The sequence below is a fragment of the Paenibacillus sp. GCM10027628 genome (assembly GCF_042676385.1).
Lineage (GTDB): Bacteria > Bacillota > Bacilli > Paenibacillales > NBRC-103111 > Paenibacillus_E.
The window spans coordinates 19,316-35,978 of sequence record NZ_JBHTHA010000035.1 but is presented as its reverse complement, the minus strand read 5'-3'; the positions used below and the strand labels follow the sequence as shown (position 1 = coordinate 35,978).

The 16,663-nt window shown below is 50.3% G+C and carries 20 protein-coding genes; 7 read left to right on the top strand and 13 right to left on the bottom strand.

The features are described from left to right. Positions 1-39 precede the first annotated feature (39 nt). The 6 genes from ACFQZT_RS22560 to ACFQZT_RS22535 all read right to left on the bottom strand — a co-directional run bounded on the left by ACFQZT_RS22560 (position 40) and on the right by ACFQZT_RS22535 (position 4,984). Positions 40-1,074: an HD-GYP domain-containing protein gene (locus ACFQZT_RS22560; protein WP_379303333.1), complete on the bottom strand. Its 1,035-nt coding sequence runs from the start codon at positions 1,072-1,074 to the stop codon at positions 40-42. Positions 1,075-1,079: 5 nt separating this feature from the next. Next, positions 1,080-1,631, bottom strand: coding sequence for a methylated-DNA--[protein]-cysteine S-methyltransferase (locus tag ACFQZT_RS22555; RefSeq protein WP_379303331.1), 552 nt, complete (start codon positions 1,629-1,631; stop codon positions 1,080-1,082). 390 nt (positions 1,632-2,021) lie between these two features. Further along, positions 2,022-3,215 (bottom strand): tRNA epoxyqueuosine(34) reductase QueG, encoded by a 1,194-nt coding sequence (queG, locus tag ACFQZT_RS22550; protein WP_379303329.1) that lies wholly within the window; start codon positions 3,213-3,215, stop codon positions 2,022-2,024. 38 nt (positions 3,216-3,253) lie between these two features. Beyond that, on the bottom strand, positions 3,254-3,892 hold the full coding sequence (lepB, locus tag ACFQZT_RS22545; RefSeq protein WP_379303327.1) for a signal peptidase I: 639 nt from the start codon (positions 3,890-3,892) through the stop codon (positions 3,254-3,256). Continuing rightward, complete coding sequence (locus ACFQZT_RS22540) at positions 3,855-4,409, bottom strand: DUF402 domain-containing protein (RefSeq protein WP_379303325.1); 555 nt, start codon at positions 4,407-4,409, stop codon at positions 3,855-3,857. Before ACFQZT_RS22540 ends, lepB begins: the two co-directional genes overlap by 38 nt. Before the next feature lie 143 nt (positions 4,410-4,552). Then, positions 4,553-4,984 carry a GNAT family N-acetyltransferase gene (locus ACFQZT_RS22535; RefSeq protein ID WP_379303324.1) on the bottom strand — a complete coding sequence of 144 codons (432 nt, stop codon included), beginning with the start codon at positions 4,982-4,984 and terminating at the stop codon, positions 4,553-4,555. A gap of 391 nt (positions 4,985-5,375) precedes the next feature. Here ACFQZT_RS22535 and ACFQZT_RS22530 point away from each other — a divergent pair, with 391 nt between their 5' ends. The 4 genes from ACFQZT_RS22530 (at position 5,376) to ACFQZT_RS22515 (ending at position 8,457) form a co-directional block, all read left to right on the top strand. Further along, entirely contained in the window at positions 5,376-5,579 is a 204-nt protein-coding gene (locus ACFQZT_RS22530) for a hypothetical protein (protein ID WP_379303322.1), read from the top strand. 83 nt (positions 5,580-5,662) lie between these two features. After that, positions 5,663-6,274: a superoxide dismutase gene (locus ACFQZT_RS22525; RefSeq protein ID WP_379303320.1), complete on the top strand. Its 612-nt coding sequence runs from the start codon at positions 5,663-5,665 to the stop codon at positions 6,272-6,274. Positions 6,275-6,621: 347 nt separating this feature from the next. Beyond that, positions 6,622-7,581, top strand: coding sequence for an HD-GYP domain-containing protein (locus ACFQZT_RS22520; protein ID WP_379303318.1), 960 nt, complete (start codon positions 6,622-6,624; stop codon positions 7,579-7,581). Between the two features lie 192 nt (positions 7,582-7,773). Beyond that, a complete protein-coding gene (locus ACFQZT_RS22515; protein ID WP_379303316.1) occupies positions 7,774-8,457 on the top strand; it encodes a Crp/Fnr family transcriptional regulator in 684 nt (227 codons plus the stop codon). 11 nt (positions 8,458-8,468) lie between these two features. Here ACFQZT_RS22515 and mutY read toward each other — a convergent pair whose 3' ends face one another. After that, positions 8,469-9,596 (bottom strand): A/G-specific adenine glycosylase, encoded by a 1,128-nt coding sequence (gene mutY, locus ACFQZT_RS22510; RefSeq protein ID WP_379303314.1) that lies wholly within the window; start codon positions 9,594-9,596, stop codon positions 8,469-8,471. A 99-nt stretch (positions 9,597-9,695) separates the two neighbouring features. Here mutY and ACFQZT_RS22505 point away from each other — a divergent pair, with 99 nt between their 5' ends. Together ACFQZT_RS22505 and ACFQZT_RS22500 are read left to right on the top strand one after the other, a co-directional pair. Beyond that, the gene (locus ACFQZT_RS22505; RefSeq protein ID WP_379303312.1) at positions 9,696-10,271 is read left to right on the top strand and encodes a hypothetical protein; all 576 of its coding nucleotides are present in this window, start codon (positions 9,696-9,698) and stop codon (positions 10,269-10,271) included. A gap of 133 nt (positions 10,272-10,404) precedes the next feature. Continuing rightward, positions 10,405-10,845, top strand: coding sequence for a c-type cytochrome (locus tag ACFQZT_RS22500; protein WP_379303310.1), 441 nt, complete (start codon positions 10,405-10,407; stop codon positions 10,843-10,845). A gap of 10 nt (positions 10,846-10,855) precedes the next feature. Here the strand turns inward: ACFQZT_RS22500 and acpS are convergent, their stop codons facing one another. Next, positions 10,856-11,245, bottom strand: a complete 390-nt coding sequence (gene acpS, locus ACFQZT_RS22495; RefSeq protein WP_379303308.1) for a holo-ACP synthase — start codon at positions 11,243-11,245, stop codon at positions 10,856-10,858. A gap of 238 nt (positions 11,246-11,483) precedes the next feature. Between acpS and ACFQZT_RS22490 the strand changes: the two genes are divergently transcribed. Next, positions 11,484-12,461 (top strand): aldo/keto reductase, encoded by a 978-nt coding sequence (locus tag ACFQZT_RS22490; protein ID WP_379303306.1) that lies wholly within the window; start codon positions 11,484-11,486, stop codon positions 12,459-12,461. A 379-nt stretch (positions 12,462-12,840) separates the two neighbouring features. Here ACFQZT_RS22490 and nadE read toward each other — a convergent pair whose 3' ends face one another. From nadE to ACFQZT_RS22465, 5 genes are all read right to left on the bottom strand, one after another. Next, entirely contained in the window at positions 12,841-13,650 is an 810-nt protein-coding gene (nadE, locus tag ACFQZT_RS22485; protein ID WP_379303304.1) for an ammonia-dependent NAD(+) synthetase, read from the bottom strand. A gap of 138 nt (positions 13,651-13,788) precedes the next feature. Next, positions 13,789-14,226, bottom strand: a complete 438-nt coding sequence (locus ACFQZT_RS22480) for a BrxA/BrxB family bacilliredoxin (RefSeq protein WP_379303302.1) — start codon at positions 14,224-14,226, stop codon at positions 13,789-13,791. A 125-nt stretch (positions 14,227-14,351) separates the two neighbouring features. Further along, positions 14,352-14,765, bottom strand: a complete 414-nt coding sequence (locus tag ACFQZT_RS22475) for a DUF3905 domain-containing protein (RefSeq protein ID WP_379303300.1) — start codon at positions 14,763-14,765, stop codon at positions 14,352-14,354. A gap of 71 nt (positions 14,766-14,836) precedes the next feature. After that, positions 14,837-15,715, bottom strand: coding sequence for a hypothetical protein (locus ACFQZT_RS22470; protein WP_379303298.1), 879 nt, complete (start codon positions 15,713-15,715; stop codon positions 14,837-14,839). A 69-nt stretch (positions 15,716-15,784) separates the two neighbouring features. After that, positions 15,785-16,663: a polysaccharide deacetylase family protein gene (locus tag ACFQZT_RS22465; protein WP_379303296.1), complete on the bottom strand. Its 879-nt coding sequence runs from the start codon at positions 16,661-16,663 to the stop codon at positions 15,785-15,787.

The window sequence follows — 16,663 nt, the reverse complement described above, 5'->3', positions numbered from 1 at the left end:
CCATCATAGCATTTCTATTCGTCCCTTTTCAAATCGATGTTACAGGAGCACCTGTTCGATAAAAACGGTCGTGTGCTTCGCAAGATCGATTTCTTTGATCTCTAGCTCCTTGTCGAGTGCATCCTGCTTCACGACTCTGACAATCGGACGGCTTGGCAGCCCCCGATGCTGCCCCACCACAACGCCGGATTCACGGGTCGACAAGCGAACTGAGGCGCCAGTAGGATATATTGAGACGATTTTTAGAAATTCAATCAGCACATCCCGATCCAGCTTGGTCCCTGCTAACGCCATCATGTGCTCACACGCTTCATGCGGCAGCATGCGGCGTCCTGAGGAAACATCGAAGAGCAAATTATCATACATATTGGCGACAGCGGTAATTTTAGCATAAAGGTGGATTTCTTCGCTCATGAGCCCGCGCGGAACGCCCGATCCATCGAGCGCTTCGTGGTGCTGGAAGGCGACATGAGCAATGAGCAAGCTGAACTCCCGCTTATTTTTGATGAGTTCGAAACCGCGCCACGTGTGGTGCTTTTTCGGGTCTGTCGACGTGTCATCCGTAATCAGCTCGACCTTGCCGACATCGTGGAGCAGCGCTCCGATCGCAAGCTCTTTGAGCTGAGTTGCGTTCATCCCCATATTGATGCCGACTAGAACGGACATCATGCACACATTAGTTGCATGCACATACTTCTCGTTATCCTGGGTGCGTATATCGGATAATTGCACGAGCACATCCTTGTTCTTCATGATTTCATCAAGCAATGTATTGATCGAGATGCTCATCGAACGCGAATTAAAATCTTTGCCGGAGCGGATCGTGTCGAATGTTTCGCTCATTCGCATCATCACTGCACGTTTCGTTTCATCAGAGATCACTTCCGGGATTTCGATATCTTCCAAATTAGGGTCCTTAATATAGATCATCGTAACCCCGATCCGGTTGAGTGTATTGATCATATAGACCGTTAATTGCACGCCTTCCGAAAGCAAAACGGCCCCATTGCTGGAAAAAATCGTCCGCCCTAAATATTGCCCAGGCTCGACGGAGTCCAGATGCACATATCTCATAGGATTCACTCCACGGTAATAGTCTGTTTAGTCCTGGTGCCTTCCAATTCCAATAGAAGAACTTTGATATCAAGCCCGCCGCCATATCCGACAAGCTCACCGCCAGCGCCTATAATTCGATGACAAGGGACGATGACCGGTATCGGATTGCGATTATTTGCACCACCAACGGCTCTAACCGCTTTGGGCGAGCCGATTGCTTCTGCGATATCTTTATAGGAGGCTGTTTGGCCGAAGGGGACATCGAGCAGCGCAGTCCACACCCTTTTCTGGAACTCGGTTCCATGCAGGTCTAACTTCCCTTCAAAGCCGGATCGTTCACCTTTAAAATATTGCTCCAGCTGCTGCTTTACCGGCTGCAGTTGTTGTTCATCCTCCCGCAGCTCGTGCGCGCCGAACCAACGGTTGGCCCAAACGCCCAGCTTCTCGTGATTATGGGCAAATGTACCGAATTCGATGGAACAGAGCCCTTGGCTGCTTGCTACGAGGACGAGCGGTCCTATAGGTGAAGAAATCTCTGTATAGTAGAGTACTTGGGCTTGCGCTGCCTGAGTCATTTCGGTTCCTCCCTTAGTTTTTTTGTGAGGAAATCTGGCTTCGCCAGCATAAACAGGTAACCTATCTGGTGTGTATCGTATCATCAGGTCGCAGAACCGTAATGAAAGTGAAGTTTCCCTGAGACGGTATTTACCGAATTCTCAGCTGTGCGACTTTAGCGCGGTTTTTCCTGCTTATCCGGCGTTGGTCGAGGCGGATCCCTCGCTTTAAGACGGTTTTTCCGCGTTAAACGTAACTCGGCAATGCTTTTTCGCCGATTTCGCGACTTTAGCGCGGTTTTTCAAGCTTATCCGGCGTAAGTCAAAGTGGATCCGTCACTTTAAGGCGGTTTTTCCGTGTTAAACGTCAAATGTGGTGAACAGACCGTGTATAGCTTTACGGAGTTGGCATCATTCGCCGGAACAACCGGCTTTATCCACACCGCTTTGAACTTGCAGGATAGCTTTTTCAATATCGCTTAGCACCGCAGGTTCTTGCTCCTTGGACGCGGCTTGTCCGAGCGCCTCAGCAGCTGCTTCGCCGCCGATTCGCCCCAGCGCCCATGCTGCGGTCGCCCGAATCTCGGGCCGCTGATCGGTATGCAGCAGTTCCGTCAAGACCGGAACCGCGGTCCGATCCTTGAAATTGCCCAGCGCAATGATCGCGTTGCGTTGGATCGGCTTTTTGCCCCGCCAGGATGCTGACAGGCTGCCGTATTGCTCCTTAAACTCCTTGTTCGTCATCGTCAGTAAGGGGATTAGCAGCGGCTTGACCTTCTCCGGATCCGGCTGCAGCTCGGGTTGATGCGTCCAATTCATCCCCTTGTTCTTCGGGCAGACGATCTGACATGTATCGCAGCCGTAGAGGCGATTGCCGATTTTCAGCTTATACTCGTCCTCTACATAGCCTTTGGTTTGTGTGATGAACGAGATGCAGCTGCTCGAATTCAGCTGCCCTGGGCCAACTAGCGCTCCGGTCGGACACGCATCAATGCAAATTGTGCAATCCCCGCACTGATCCATAATAGATGTATCGGCTGGAAAAGGAATATTCGTGATGATTTCGCCCAAATAGACCCAAGAGCCCCATTCGGGCGTAATGACGGCGCAGTTTTTGCCGCTCCAGCCGATGCCGGCCCTTTCGGCGACAGCGCGGTCGACGAGGACGCCCGTGTCGACCATGCTCTGCATCCGCGCGCCTTCCACGCGCTCCGCGATGAATGCTTCCAGCTTCGCGAGCCGGTCGCGAAGCACGTCATGGTAATCGCGCCCCCACGAGGTGCGCGAGATGATCCCGCGGTAAGCCCCCGGCTCGGAGCGCGGGGGATTCGGCAGCTTCGACGGGTACGCGACAGCGATGGCGATGATCGACTGCGGCGATTCGAAGCTGAGCTCCGGGCGTACCCGCTTCTCGATGTCCGGCTCCTCAAAGCCGGACTCGTACCCCTTCTCCCTATGCTGGAGAAGGATTTCTTTCAGTTCTGTGAACGGCTCCGCCGTCGCGAAGCCTATTTTATCTATACCGAGCGATGACGCGGCTTCCACGATCTCTTGTTTGATAGTGCGCCAATCCGCATCTGTTCCTGCTGCAAGGGAAACCGCCATATTCTCCACCTCTCGTTCCTTAGCATGGTGAGTTCACATTAAAGCTTCGCGGCCACCTGGAATGGCCACAGCACATATTCCGCCCGCCCCAGTATCATACTGGCCGGCACGGCTCCAAACCGGCGGCTGTCGGCGCTCGCCGCCGCGTGCCGATTATCGCCCATCACGAAGACGCGCCCCGGTCCGACCTGAATCGGTCCGAAGTCCCCGTCACTGATGGGCGTATCGGTATACGGCTCCTGTACCGCGTCGCCGTTCACATACAAAACACCGCCTCGGCCTTCCACCTCGTCGCCGGCGACGGCGACTACCCTTTTAACCAGATAAGGGTGTTTAAGCGCGAACTGCTCTTCGGGCTCCTTCAAGATGACCACTTCGCCGCGCCCAGGGGCTTTAAGATACGTGACTGCCTTGTTCACGAACAGCCACTCGCCTTCCTGCAGCGTAGGCTGCATCGAGTTGCCTCTGACAGTCGAGAGATTGAAACCAAACTGATGAACGAGAATAACGACAAGCAGAGCAACGAGGATCGATTTCGTCCAATCCCATAGCTCGTGAGTCAAACTCTTCGCCTCTGCATCCGCGACATGTCTAGCCGCGGCTTTGTTCCTTTCACCGCGCTGCACAAAGAAGCTCAATTCAGGCCCCTCCGTTCTTTTGCTTTTCCCACTGCTCATAATAGTAGAGAACCAAATCGTCCTGAAACGGTGGCTTGCCGGCACGGAGCAGCTCCAGCACCGCAGCAAGACCTTCGTGCACCTTCTCTTCGACAAGCTGAGAATAGTGATAGTTGATTTTGTGACGCTCATATTCTTCCTCATCGACGATATGAATCGTACCATCAGGCATCCGAATCACGTCCAGATCGTAATCGATATATGTCAGCACGTTTTCCGTCACATACAAGGGAGATGCCACGTTGCAGTAGTATCTAATGCCGTTCTCCTCGATTAGAGCTACGATGTTGAACCATTGCTGAGGAATAAAAAAAGACACGCCCGGAATGCGGCTCACCCATTCTTTACCGTCCGCTTCCTGGATCTTGGTTTGACTGTTGATAAACACCATCATGGATTCCCGCTGGTGGTCAGGATGGAGATTAGCTTCGGGAACCCGCCAATTGCTCAACCACATACGGTGAAGATGTCCATCGTGTTTGAAGCTTTTTATCACATACGGCGTAAATACATCCATGTCTCAAAGCTCCTCTACACGTTCCTGCCGGTAATGTTCCGATATTATATAGAAAAGCATATCTCCTCCCCAATTGCAACGGCGGAAAAGATATGCTCCCATGGTCCGAACTATTTTAATTTCATATGGCTATGGCCGTTCTATTAAACACTAACTTTTTTCACAATGCTAAGACGATGCGCCGCCCTTGAAAAGTCCGATGTGCTGTAGCCCGCGGATTCATAAACAGGCAGTACAATTTCATTATGTACATCTACAGTCACCATAATTTTGTTCACGTTCCGGTGGAGGAATCTTTGCTTCATGGCTTCGATCAATGCTTTGCCGATACCCTTACGTTGATACTCAGTTGCAACCGCGATTCGATAATAGTAGCCATTGTTGTTATCAATCGTTCCGATGATCATACCAACAATCTGCTCTTCTTCTTCCGCGATCAGGACAAGCTCTGTGTCCCAGGACAGTTGACGGGCGAATGCTTCGATTGTTTCTTCATAGCAGGTTTCGGATAAAACGTCCTGCAAAAGTGTAGTTACCGAAGAAGTATCTGAAAGCTGAAATGAACGAACGTGCATACGGTTCTCTCCCAATTCCATATAAATTTTTTCGGATTCATTTTCTGGTGACTTAGTAAATACGACAAAAAAATCCGAAATCCTGCTGAAAAAGTGTTAAAATTCACAAAAAACAAGGTTTTTTTCGACTTTTCTCTTGGAAGCGCTTAAATGCAAGCGTTTACAACTATTTTGTGTGAAAATTCCCATTCCTATCCATCCTTTTCTCCCATTCCTCCCCAGGTCTATCAGCATGTATCGGCGGCAAAATGAATCGGGTCCATCCGTCTGAACTTTCTGATCTTTCCCTCTTGTCGAAAACCGGGATATTCATCTAAGGATGTATAAAAAACTGAATAATTTCGGAGTTTATAGTAGGAATGTATTTACATAGAGAGAAAGAGGTGAAACCATGGCAAACATTGCAGAACCACGCTCCTATGAGTCGAGGGATATCCAGGTGCTGAGTTCCATAAAGCCAAGTGAATGGACGGCGATCGAATTGAAGTCTCATCACAAATCCATGAGCGAGCTTGCCCCTTGGCTCAATGCGCAAGGAACGCAGATGCACAGTCAAATCATTCAAGAAATCGAACGTCGTGGAGGTCTGACTTAGTAAACATAAATGTTGCTTTATTATCGAAAAACCTTCATAATGAAGGGGTAGAAACTACATAATTTTAGGAGGTATTTTGTACAATGGCACATCAATTACCAGCTCTACCTTACGCACACAATGCACTCGAGCCTCACATCGACGCGACAACGATGGAAATCCACCATGGTCGTCACCATAATGCATATGTCACTAACCTGAATGCTGCTCTGGATAAGCACCCTGCGCTGCATGAGAAATCCTTGAACGACCTGATTGCTGACCTTAACAGCGTACCGGAAGATATCCGTACTGCCGTTCGCAACAACGGCGGCGGTCACGCGAACCACTCCTTGTTCTGGGAAACAATCGGCCCGAACGCTGGCGGAGCACCTACAGGCGCACTTGCAGCAGCTATCGACAGCGAACTTGGCGGTTTCGAGAAATTCCAAGAAACTTTCGCAGCGGCAGCTACAACTCGTTTCGGTTCCGGCTGGGCGTTCCTTGTTGTCGGCAAAGACGGCAAACTGAAAGTATACAGCTTGCCTAACCAAGACAGCCCGATCATGGAAGGTGAAACTCCGATCCTTGGTCTGGACGTATGGGAGCACGCTTACTACCTGAACTACCAAAACAAACGCCCTGATTACATCAAAGCGTTCTGGAACGTGATCAACTGGTCTGAAGTTGGCAAACGTTATGACGCTGCGAAGTAAGGCATAGAAAAAGACGATCCTTTGCGGGTCGTCTTTTTTCACCTCTTTTGATTGCCTGGATTACAGGTCGGTACTATATCAATTTAGTGCTGTTCCCTTCCTCGTTAATTCCTTATACTGTGTTTTGCACCTCTCCCCTGACTTCTCCTCTCCCATCCCCACCTCCCACTAGTTCTTATTCAACGAAACTTTCCCGAGATTTTGTTACCTTTCTCACAGAATTAATAGGTCGATTATGAAATAATAGTCTGCATAAGGTCGAACGAATGAGTCTATTGAATGGATTTAATAAGACTTTCAGCTTATTTTCGGATTATTTGTAACGAAAGGAAAGTAGGTAATTATAGATGAGAATCATTCCAACCATAATGTGTCAGCCCGGTATGAGGCTTGGCAAAGCGATCTTTACGGAGGAAGGCCAAATTCTAGTTGGCTATCGTGTTGAACTGACAAACTCCATGCTCCGGAAACTCAGCCAGATGCGCATCGATTACTTATACATTGAAGATCCGCGAACGGATGACATCATCATCGAAGATCCGATTCATGAAGACACGAGAGCGATGCTTCGAACTTCGTTAGGCAAGATTTTCGAAAAATTCAGTCCTACAGCAGTCTTTTCTTCCCCAGTCTTCCGTAATTCCACCTCGATCAGCAAGCTATTCCATGAAGGCATGTCCAGCGTCATCAACGAACTCCAGTACCGCAAGCATGATCCGGTCATGCTAACGACTCTCAATATGGTTCCCGCAGCGAATATCGAACAACATTTTTGCCAGAACGCCCTTAATGTATGTGTATACGCAACGAAGCTGGCTATGGCGCAAGGTATCCATACTCGTGATGATCTCATGGCGATCGGCCTCGGAGCCCTGCTGCACGATGTGGGGAGCATTCATATCCCCGTTCAGTTGCTGCAAAAAAACGCCCGGTTAACGTCTAGCGAATATCTCGAAATTCAAAAGCATGCGACCTACGGCTTCCAAATGCCCAAAGATGAGGCCGGCATTCCCGCGCTCGCCGCACAATGCGCCCTCCAGCATCATGAACGGATGGATGGAAGCGGCTATCCTTACAGCCTGTATGGGGAACAAATTCACCCCTATGCCAGATGGGTCGGTCTACTGGATTCCTATGACGCTATGATCCATGCCAGATCTTACCGCACAGCGATTCCGCCGCACCATGCTCTGGAGGTTCTTTACGGGGGCGCTGGAAAGCTGTACGATATAGATATGGTCAAGCTGTTCCGTTGGCAATGTCGCGATCTACCCTCTCGGCCTTGGTGTTTCCCTGAGCACCGGTGAAAAAGGCATCGTCTCCCGCTTAAACAACCACAGTATGCAGCGCCCCGTTATACGTATACTTAGACCCGCCTCAGGACACGAGCTGAAGGAGCCTTACGAAGTTGACTTATCGCGCACATTGAATGTAATGATTGAACAAATCGGAGAGCAGCTGGTCGTCGTTTAATATGACCGAAATGAGTTGAATGCCCGTTGAAAACGATCGTTTCGCTGCTTCAAAACGTTCCCCTTTTTCAAGAGCTATCGGAAGAGGATCTTCTAGGGTTAGCCCCGCTATTTACAGAAAAGAAGGTAAAGAAAGGTACCATCCTTTTTCTGGAAGGCGATGAAGGTGAGGAATTATTTTTAATTAAATCAGGTGTCGTGAAAATCTATCGCTTGGATGAGGCCAAGGAAATTATCCTAGCGTTGTTCCGGGAAGGGGATTTTTTCGGAGAAATGTCCTTGATCAGCACGGGGCTCACACGATCCGCTACGGCAGAAACATTGGAAGTCTGTACGCTGTATGCGCTGAAGCGCTCGTCATTTGTGCAATTTATGGAAAAGAGCCCTAAGCTGTGCTTAAAGCTCCTCGAAACTACGATGGACAGATTGCGTAGAGCCAATGAACAAATCTATGATCTCACGTTCCTTGGTGTTCGTTCCCGCATTATGAAGACGATCATCCGCCTATCCGAGCAGCATGGCATCTCAACGGCAGAAGGACTTGTCATTAACGTCAAGCTAACGCATCAGCAGTTGGCCAATATGGTCGGTACCGTGCGGGAGTCCGTGACCAAGGTGCTGCAGGAATTGCTGGATGAGGGCGCGATTCAGATTGATAAGAAGATGATTACACTCAAAAACATTGATGCCATTAAACGTGAAATCCGTTAATTACTCGTTAGTCAATTCTTGTGTTTTTCCTGCCAGGCTTTCATAATACGTAAAAAAACGTTGGGAAACGCATACTGATGCAGCTCATCCGCATCTACCCAGCGATAATGAAACGGTACCCATTCTCCCCCGTCCCGCTGGCGGCCGATATCGCCCAGCTTGGCCCGGTACACCTTCATGTTCCACACAATATGACTGAACACGTGTTCCGTATCCATGAACCATTCGATCGGACTGATGACGATTTGTTCTTGATCGGCCAGGCTTTGACGCAGTTCATTCATATTGTCGGCTGCATCCGCATGCCACTCCGAAGACTTCCACTCCACATGAGGCAATTCCCACATCTTCGCCAGCAGCCCTTCTTGCGGCCTCTGCCGGATCAACCATTTCCCTTCATGTTCACCCGTACCCTCGATGAATGCAACAGCCCGAAGTTCAGGGCGTGGCGGTTTGGCTTTCTTCTTAATCGGCAGCGACTCTTCCATACCCGCTTCACGTGCACGGCAATGCGCCATCACGGGGCATGTCAGACAATGCGGAGAACGAGGCGTGCACACCATCGCCCCAAGTTCCATCAACGCCTGGTTAAAGTCGCTCGCCGTTCCATCCAGGATCAGCTCTCGTGCCAGTTTCTCCATCCGCACCCTGGTGGCAGGTTTCATAATGTCTTCTTCAATGAGAAAATATCTGGAAAGCACCCGCATCACGTTACCGTCCACAGCCGGCTCCGGCTTATTATAAGCGATGCTTAGAATCGCTCCGGACGTATAGGGTCCGACACCTTTTAACGAGGAAATCTCCTCTTTTTCCTGCGGAACTACGCCCCCATAACGCTCATGCACTTCCCTTACGGCACTCTGTAAATTACGCGCGCGCGAATAATAGCCCAGGCCTTCCCACGCTTTCAACACATCTTCTTCTGGTGCCAGCGCCAACGCTTCGACGGTAGGAAATTGATCTACGAACCGGTGAAAATAGGGAATAACGGTATCCACTCGCGTTTGCTGCAGCATAACCTCGGAAATCCATATATAATAAGGGTTTTTACTTCTTCGCCAAGGTAAATCCCGTTTATGTGTGCGATACCAGTCTAACAGGTTATTGGAAAAATATGACTTTTGTTTTTCGCTGTACATGCGCTCTCCTTCTCTATCAGACACGTTCAAGTTATAATGGATAAATGGACATGCTTCCATTATACGAGATGTGCGGAAGAGAAAACTAGAGGTGAATGTATGCAGAACGCAAAGCAAACAGATTTGGCAAATAGAAGAAAGGCTTGGATTGGGGAAGCGCGCGCTCTGCTGCCGTTATTGAGTATTTGGGGCGCGGAATGGATCTTCAGCGCGCTTGTGGATTTCGCCATCATATGGCGGGACTTGGATTGGCTGAAGCAAGCGGCTTTGATTACAGCCGTCGTGGCAAGCTTAATCCAGATTTGGAGCTTGCGTAAGGAAACGCGCAATGATGGCAACGGAGAAGCTAGAGTGACTGACCGCAGCGGTTGGGGCCACCCCATCTTCCTGCTGCTGCCAGGGGCTCTGCTTATTGCAGCGGTAGCGCTGTTAGAGGCGATTGGCGCTGTCGGGCCGCTTTTCGCTCCGGTATTGCGAGCATTTATACTCGCGATTGGTTTCGTGCAGTTCGGGCTTCTGCTGGGAAGACCGCTGGTGTATCTGGGACTGTGGCTGTTCGCCCTGTCCGCGATCATGGGTGTGTGGTATCTCGGCTATTCGGCTGTTGTGCTTGAAGGTATGGGCGGCATTAGCTTGCTGGTTAGCGCGTATATATTACGGGTTTGGGGGAAGTAATTTGCCCCCTCATTGGATAAAATCCATCTATTCGTCCTTTGACAGCTGCCAGTCAAAAAGTCTATTGGATGAAACCCAATGGCCGCCACATTAACAGCAATTAGAAGATGATTATCTTGGAGGGGCTTGAATCATGGAAAATACAAGCAAACCGTCTACTAAAAAATGGAGGACCCGCACTGCAATATGGCGGGGCACGATCAGTGTAGGTAGCGCTATGATGGTCATTGCGCCGATGGCATTGGTTTTGGCCGCTTGCGGAGGGGGGACCGGCAATGGCGCGGCGAAGCCGTCGGCATCGCCTGCCGCTACTGCCGCTGCGCAAGAGAGCAACCCTGCGTATGTGAAGGCGCAGGAACTTTTTACGACCAACAAGTGCATTAGCTGCCACGGTGTTGATTTGGAAGGCAGAGCCGGTCCGAAAACGAACTTGCAAAAGGCCGGCACTGCTTTTAGCAAAGAGCAAATCGCGAACCAAATCAAGAATGGCGGCGGCGGCATGCCCGGCTATAAGAGCAAGCTTTCCGATGAGGAAGTCGGGCTGCTGACCGACTGGCTCAGCTCAAAAAAATAGAGCGGCTCGATTAGAGCTGCTCTACAATGGCATATGCGGCAGCCATCGAATCCGTATGCGTGATGCTGATATGGATGCGGTGGCTGCTGCCGGTTAGGCCTGCCCGCTCCAGCGCTTCCGCCGTTATGCGGCATACCGGTTTGCCGAGCGCATCCGGCAGCACCTCAATATCCTGAAAGCCGACTTGCTTGCCGATGCCGCAGCCAACCGCTTTCACAATCGCTTCTTTCGCCGCAAACCGCCCCGCGGCAAACTCGGCAAGACGGCCTCTTCGCTGCTCAGCCAGCCCTCGCTCCTGAGGCGTCAAAATCCTCTCTAAGAAACGCGCCGCAGTCGTGCCTTCCAGCATTTTGCGCATTCGCGCGATTTCCACCAGATCCGTGCCAATTCCGATAATCATCCGCGTGCCCAGCCTCACTTTAACTTGCATTGTTTTGCGTACAATGTACCCGATTCTCGGTAAATGGTCAAGCTAACGCCGTCACCTTATCCATAAATCGCTCAATAACAAGAAGCACACGTTTCAAATCCATCCTACCTTACCCTGAGGTAAGTAAGTGAACCTTTTTTCAGTTCTTATGTCAAACCTCTTTAGCAGGTATAATAGGCTTAACTCACAGTGCTAGGAGGCAAACTTAATGAAAGCAATGCCGCTTGTAAAACGTGGAATTTCGAACAGCCGATTGGTATTTGGGTGTATGGGGATTGGTGGCGACTGGAACCATGAGCCTTTAACGAAGGAAGATTACATCACCGCAGAAGCTGCTGTGGAAGCAGCTCTTGCGGTTGGCATAACGATGTTCGACCATGCCGATATTTATAAAATGGGCAAATCCGAGAGTGTTTTCGGACAAATTCTGAAAAACAGACCCGATCTTCGCGATCAAATCGTGCTTCAATCCAAGTGCGGAATCCGCTTTGCCGACGGCGACTTGCCGGGACGTTACGATTTCACCAAAAGTCATATCGTAAGTTCCGTCGATGGAATTCTGGCACGCCTTGGCGTCGAGCACATCGATGTGCTTCTGCTGCATCGTCCCGATCCGCTGATGGAACCGGACGAGGTTGCTGAAGCGTTCAACGTGCTAAGATCAGCCGGCAAAGTGCGGCATTTTGGCGTGTCCAATATGACAGCCTCACAAATTCGCTTCCTGCAACGATCCATTGCGGAGCCTCTTGTCGTCAATCAATTGGAGATGAGCCTCCATCGCACGGATTGGCTGGATCAAGGCATCCTCGTCAACCGTAAAGAAGGCGCGAGCGTTAATTTCACCGACGGCATTATGGAGCATTGCCAGATGGAGAACATCCAAATTCAGGCATGGGGTCCGCTGGCGCAAGGGATATATAGCGGAAGAAGCTTGGACGATGCCAGTGACGCCGTTCAGCAAACGGCTGCGCTCGTTCAGCAATTGGCACGCGAGAAAGAAACGACGCCGGAAGCGATCGTTCTCGGCTGGTTGATGAAGCATCCGGCTTACATTCAGCCGGTTATCGGTACTTCGTCCGCAGCGCGCGTGCTCGCCTGCCAGGATGCGGTTCGCCAATCCGAGCTGATGAGCCGCGAAGAGTGGTATGCGCTTTATGCGAAGTCGCGCGGGCACCAGGTGCCGTAGGCGCTTGACCAAAATCAGGTCAATAGAACGGTCTTAAAACACCATACCCGGCCAGTCTTGGCGTCTTCCTTCGAAACCTTTCCACCGCGAACGGAATTATAACTCGCTATTGCCGACAATTTGGGCTAAAGTTGGTAGTTCGCGGAACGTCAGTACCTTATTTCCACGAAATTGTGCTCCTCTGGCTCCAATTTGCGAAATAGATGATTGTAGTTCCGCATCTCGTGCTCCAAGGGATCTTTTGGAGAAATAGCGTCCTGTAGTTCCGCTCAAGCAGGGTACATCTGCAACTGGCTTGTGTCTATATCCTTGCATACAAAAAAAGGCTGAAGCCCCCTCTTCCGAGGAGAAGCTTTCAGCCTTTTTATAATTTATGTGGTTAAATGCCCGGAATCGGCGCGCGTTTGTGCTCTGTTTTCAAATATTGCTTTTCCAGCTTCTCTTGAACGGCAGGGTCGATTTGCTTGCCTTCGAGATAATCGCTGTTGTCGCCGTATGTAATGCCGAGCTCGCTCTCATCGGTTTGGCCTTCCCATAGGCCGGCGGTCGGCGCCTTATCGAGAACGCTCTGCGGAACGCCTAACTTCGCAGCAAGCGAGCGCACTTGGCGCTTGTTCAACGTGCTCAGCGGTGTGATGTCCACGGCACCGTCGCCATATTTGGTGAAGAAGCCGGTGATCGCTTCGGAAGCGTGGTCAGTGCCCACGACGATCAGCCCAAGTTCAAAAGCTAGCGCATACTGCATCACCATACGCGTACGCGCTTTGATGTTGCCTTTGCCGCCGCGGCTGACATGCTGGTGAACGCCGATATGTTTAAGTCCGTATTCGACTTCGATCGCAATTTCATCGACGGCTTCCTGGATGTTGTTCTCGATTTGATATTTCAAATCGAAGGCTTTGGCCGTGGCGTAGCTGTCTTCGATATCGACTTGCTCGCCGTAAGGCTGGAATACGCCGACTGTCTTGTATTCGGTTCCGGTTTCTGCCGTAAGCTCATCCGTTGCCTTCTTGCAAAGCCCCGTCGTTACGGCGCTATCGATGCCTCCGCTAATCGCGATCAACAGGCCTTTGGCGCCTGCTTTTCGCACATAATCCTTAAGAAAATCCACACGCTTGCGAATCTCCGCGTCCACATCAATTTCCGGCTTCACGCCGAGCTTAGCGATAATTTCCTGTTGCAGGCTCATGCATCTCTCCACCTTTTCTCTCGTAATCGAACTATCTCATTCTTTAAGGATTAGTATAGACTTTAGCCGTTGAAAATTCAAAGGCTTGCACTCAAAAAAATAACCCCGCTGCAAGCAACGGGGATCGATCACATTCTCTTATTTGCAATATTCGTTAAAAGCGCCGATCAAATCGCCGGCGATCATATCAGCAGAGCGGTCTTCAATTTGGTGACGTTGGATGAAGTGCGCCAGCTCACCGTTTTTGAACAATGCAATGGACGGGGATGATGGCGGGTATGGCGCCAAATATTCGCGCGCTTTAGCCGTTGCATCCTTCTCTTGACCCGCGAACACGGTGTAAGTGTACGTAGGCAGTACGTCATTTTGCAGCGCTTTGGCTACGCCCGGACGGCATTGGCCTGCTGCGCAACCGCAAACGGAGTTGATCACAAGCAGCATCGTGCCATCTTTGGAGCTTTCAATCGCTTGCTCCACTTGCTCCGGCGTCAGAAGCTCCGTGATACCGAGACGAGTCAAATCCTCTCTCATCGGTTTAACCATATCTTTCATGTAAGAATCAAAGGACATTGCCATATGTTCCACCCCTTAGGATTTTATAGTTAATAGAAAATAATAATCTTTATCATTATTATACATCCGTCAGCTAGGAAAGCAAAGCGCAAAGTAACCAAAGTCCACAAAAAGGAAGAAGACGAAAGCTATGCTTCCGCCTCATCTTTTGGCTTATCGATGGCTGCTTGGCCCGGATCCGATTGTCCCAGATCGTACTCATACGCAACGTCTTTATCCGGATGCATGAAGATTCCGCTTTGCGGGGGGACGCCCTTCTCAAAAAGATCCCGGTTCTCCGCGGTTTGAAATCCAATGTCCTTGTAAGGATGAACCCACTCATCCCCGGCCATGACATCAGGGTCTGTGTCCGCCGTCCACTGTTCGAGCGGTGAGTTCTCAGACTCATAATTATGATCGCCGATGACGACGCCATGCTCATTCACAAAGGGCTGATGCGGACCGCGCCCTTCCTTAAATTGAGGAAGAAAGTTAATCTCGAACGGATCCAGATCGCCTTGCTGAGCAGACTTGGTCTGATTGCTTTGATTTTGGTCGCTCATGGTGTACCTCCATGTTCAATTGGGCCCCCTGCTCCGGAGCTTGGGGTCACTTTGTGGGGTATTAGATTAGCTTATGTGGAAGGCCGGTTCGGACCGTCCAGTTTTTTATCGACAAAGCCTTCTTTGCCAGAGGCAGGCGAGCTTTTTTGGCGCTCTTTGTTTTGCTGATCTTGTTTGATTTGTTCTTTTGAATCATTTTGGCTCATGTAGCTCAGCTCCCTTCTGTTTGTATTATGTGCCAACCGCGGGAGAAGCATTCCGATGATGAGCATAGTCAGGAACAAAAGCTGTGCCCAGCTTAGATAGATCGGGGTTGGGACGGATTGGGCGAAGAAACTGGCCAACATGCCGGCGCCGCCCACATAAAGCGATGTGTATTTGAGGAGCTTGCCTGATCCAGGGGCGTGCACGCTTGAACGTTTAAGCTGCCAAATCCATAAGGGAACGAGCAGTAACGCAAAATATTGGTAATAAGGATGGAACCTGCCCGTAGTCCCTTGGGCACCGATCCCCCACGGCAGCGAGGTCGGACTTCCATATTCCTGTACTAGCGAAGCATATAGCAACACAGCCCCTGTGAGGCCGCAGGCGAGAACATCCAACAGCAGGAAGATCGGAATTTGATGCTTGCGCAGCTGAAAAAGAGCATAGATGAGAGCAACTAACAACCCTGTTAGCAGCTCGGCGCTGGAACCGGACACCAACAACAGCTTCCCCGGCTGCTTCCAAAGCAAGGATGGCTGAGTCAGTATGACGCCAAACTTCCAGAAGAGCAGTATAATAACGCCGCCATTAAAGACAACATCATCGATGGGATAAGCAACTCCTCTATCGCTCTTCAGCTTCCGCACTAGCCTCCTGGTCAGCCAATAGCCAACAATACAAGCGAGAAGCAACGTAAGCAATTGACCCTGCAGTTGCAGCGGTCCTAATCGTAACACATCCGGCATACAGCAACTCCTGCCTCTCCTTTTGGACCTTACGTTTATGGTAAACGATGAGAGGCAAGCGAACAACCTTCATGGCGTCAAAAATTGAAAAGTGAACGAGGATTTCGTCAGCTTATCGAACCGGAACCCGGCTGCTTGCAGCCTTTTGATCACGATGGGAAGCGCCTCAACGGTCGTTGTTTTAAAACTATTGTCGTGCATAAGGACAATGATTTTTTGTTTTCCCCGGCTAGCGCCGAGTACGGAATCAATGATCATGTTCCTGTCTTGAACCGGGGCAGCTGCATCCGTGGAGCTTACATTCCAGTCAAAATATTGGTAGCCGTCCTCCTTCATCGCCCTAGCCACCTTGCTCATAATACCTCTGCCGCCGGGCTTCCAGCTGAGATGGTTGTTAGAACCTCCTGGAAAGCGAAGGATATCCGGGCGATAGCCCACGGTTTCTTCCAAAAGCTGATCCAGCTTACGGACGTCTCTGCGAAACGCTTCCGGCGATTTATATATGGTGTTGTAATTGTGTGAGTATGTATGATTGCCAAGCGCATGGCCTTCAGCTGCGATTCGTTTGTACAGTGCTCTTCCTTCAATGGTGTCCGTCCCTACCACGAAAAAGGTGGCGGGAATGCCGAAGCTTTTTAAAATGCTCAAAATCTTCGCCGTGCTCTGAGATGGACCGTCGTCGAAGGTCAGGTAGGCAGTTTTATTTTCGGATCGGGCATCACGGGTGGAAGCCTCAACCTTCAATTTTCGAGGTCCCGTGTAGAAATGCTGCGTTTCCACGATGGAATCATCGGAAGTTGAGTGCTTATTGGCTTGCACATAGGGCGCAGGTTCCGGAGTTTTCTCTGATGCATGGTTGGGATAAACTTTCGCACTGCAGCCGGATATCATTACGCAGATCATGCCAATAAACGCCGCAGTCCTTACTTGTACCATAGAATTGCTCAT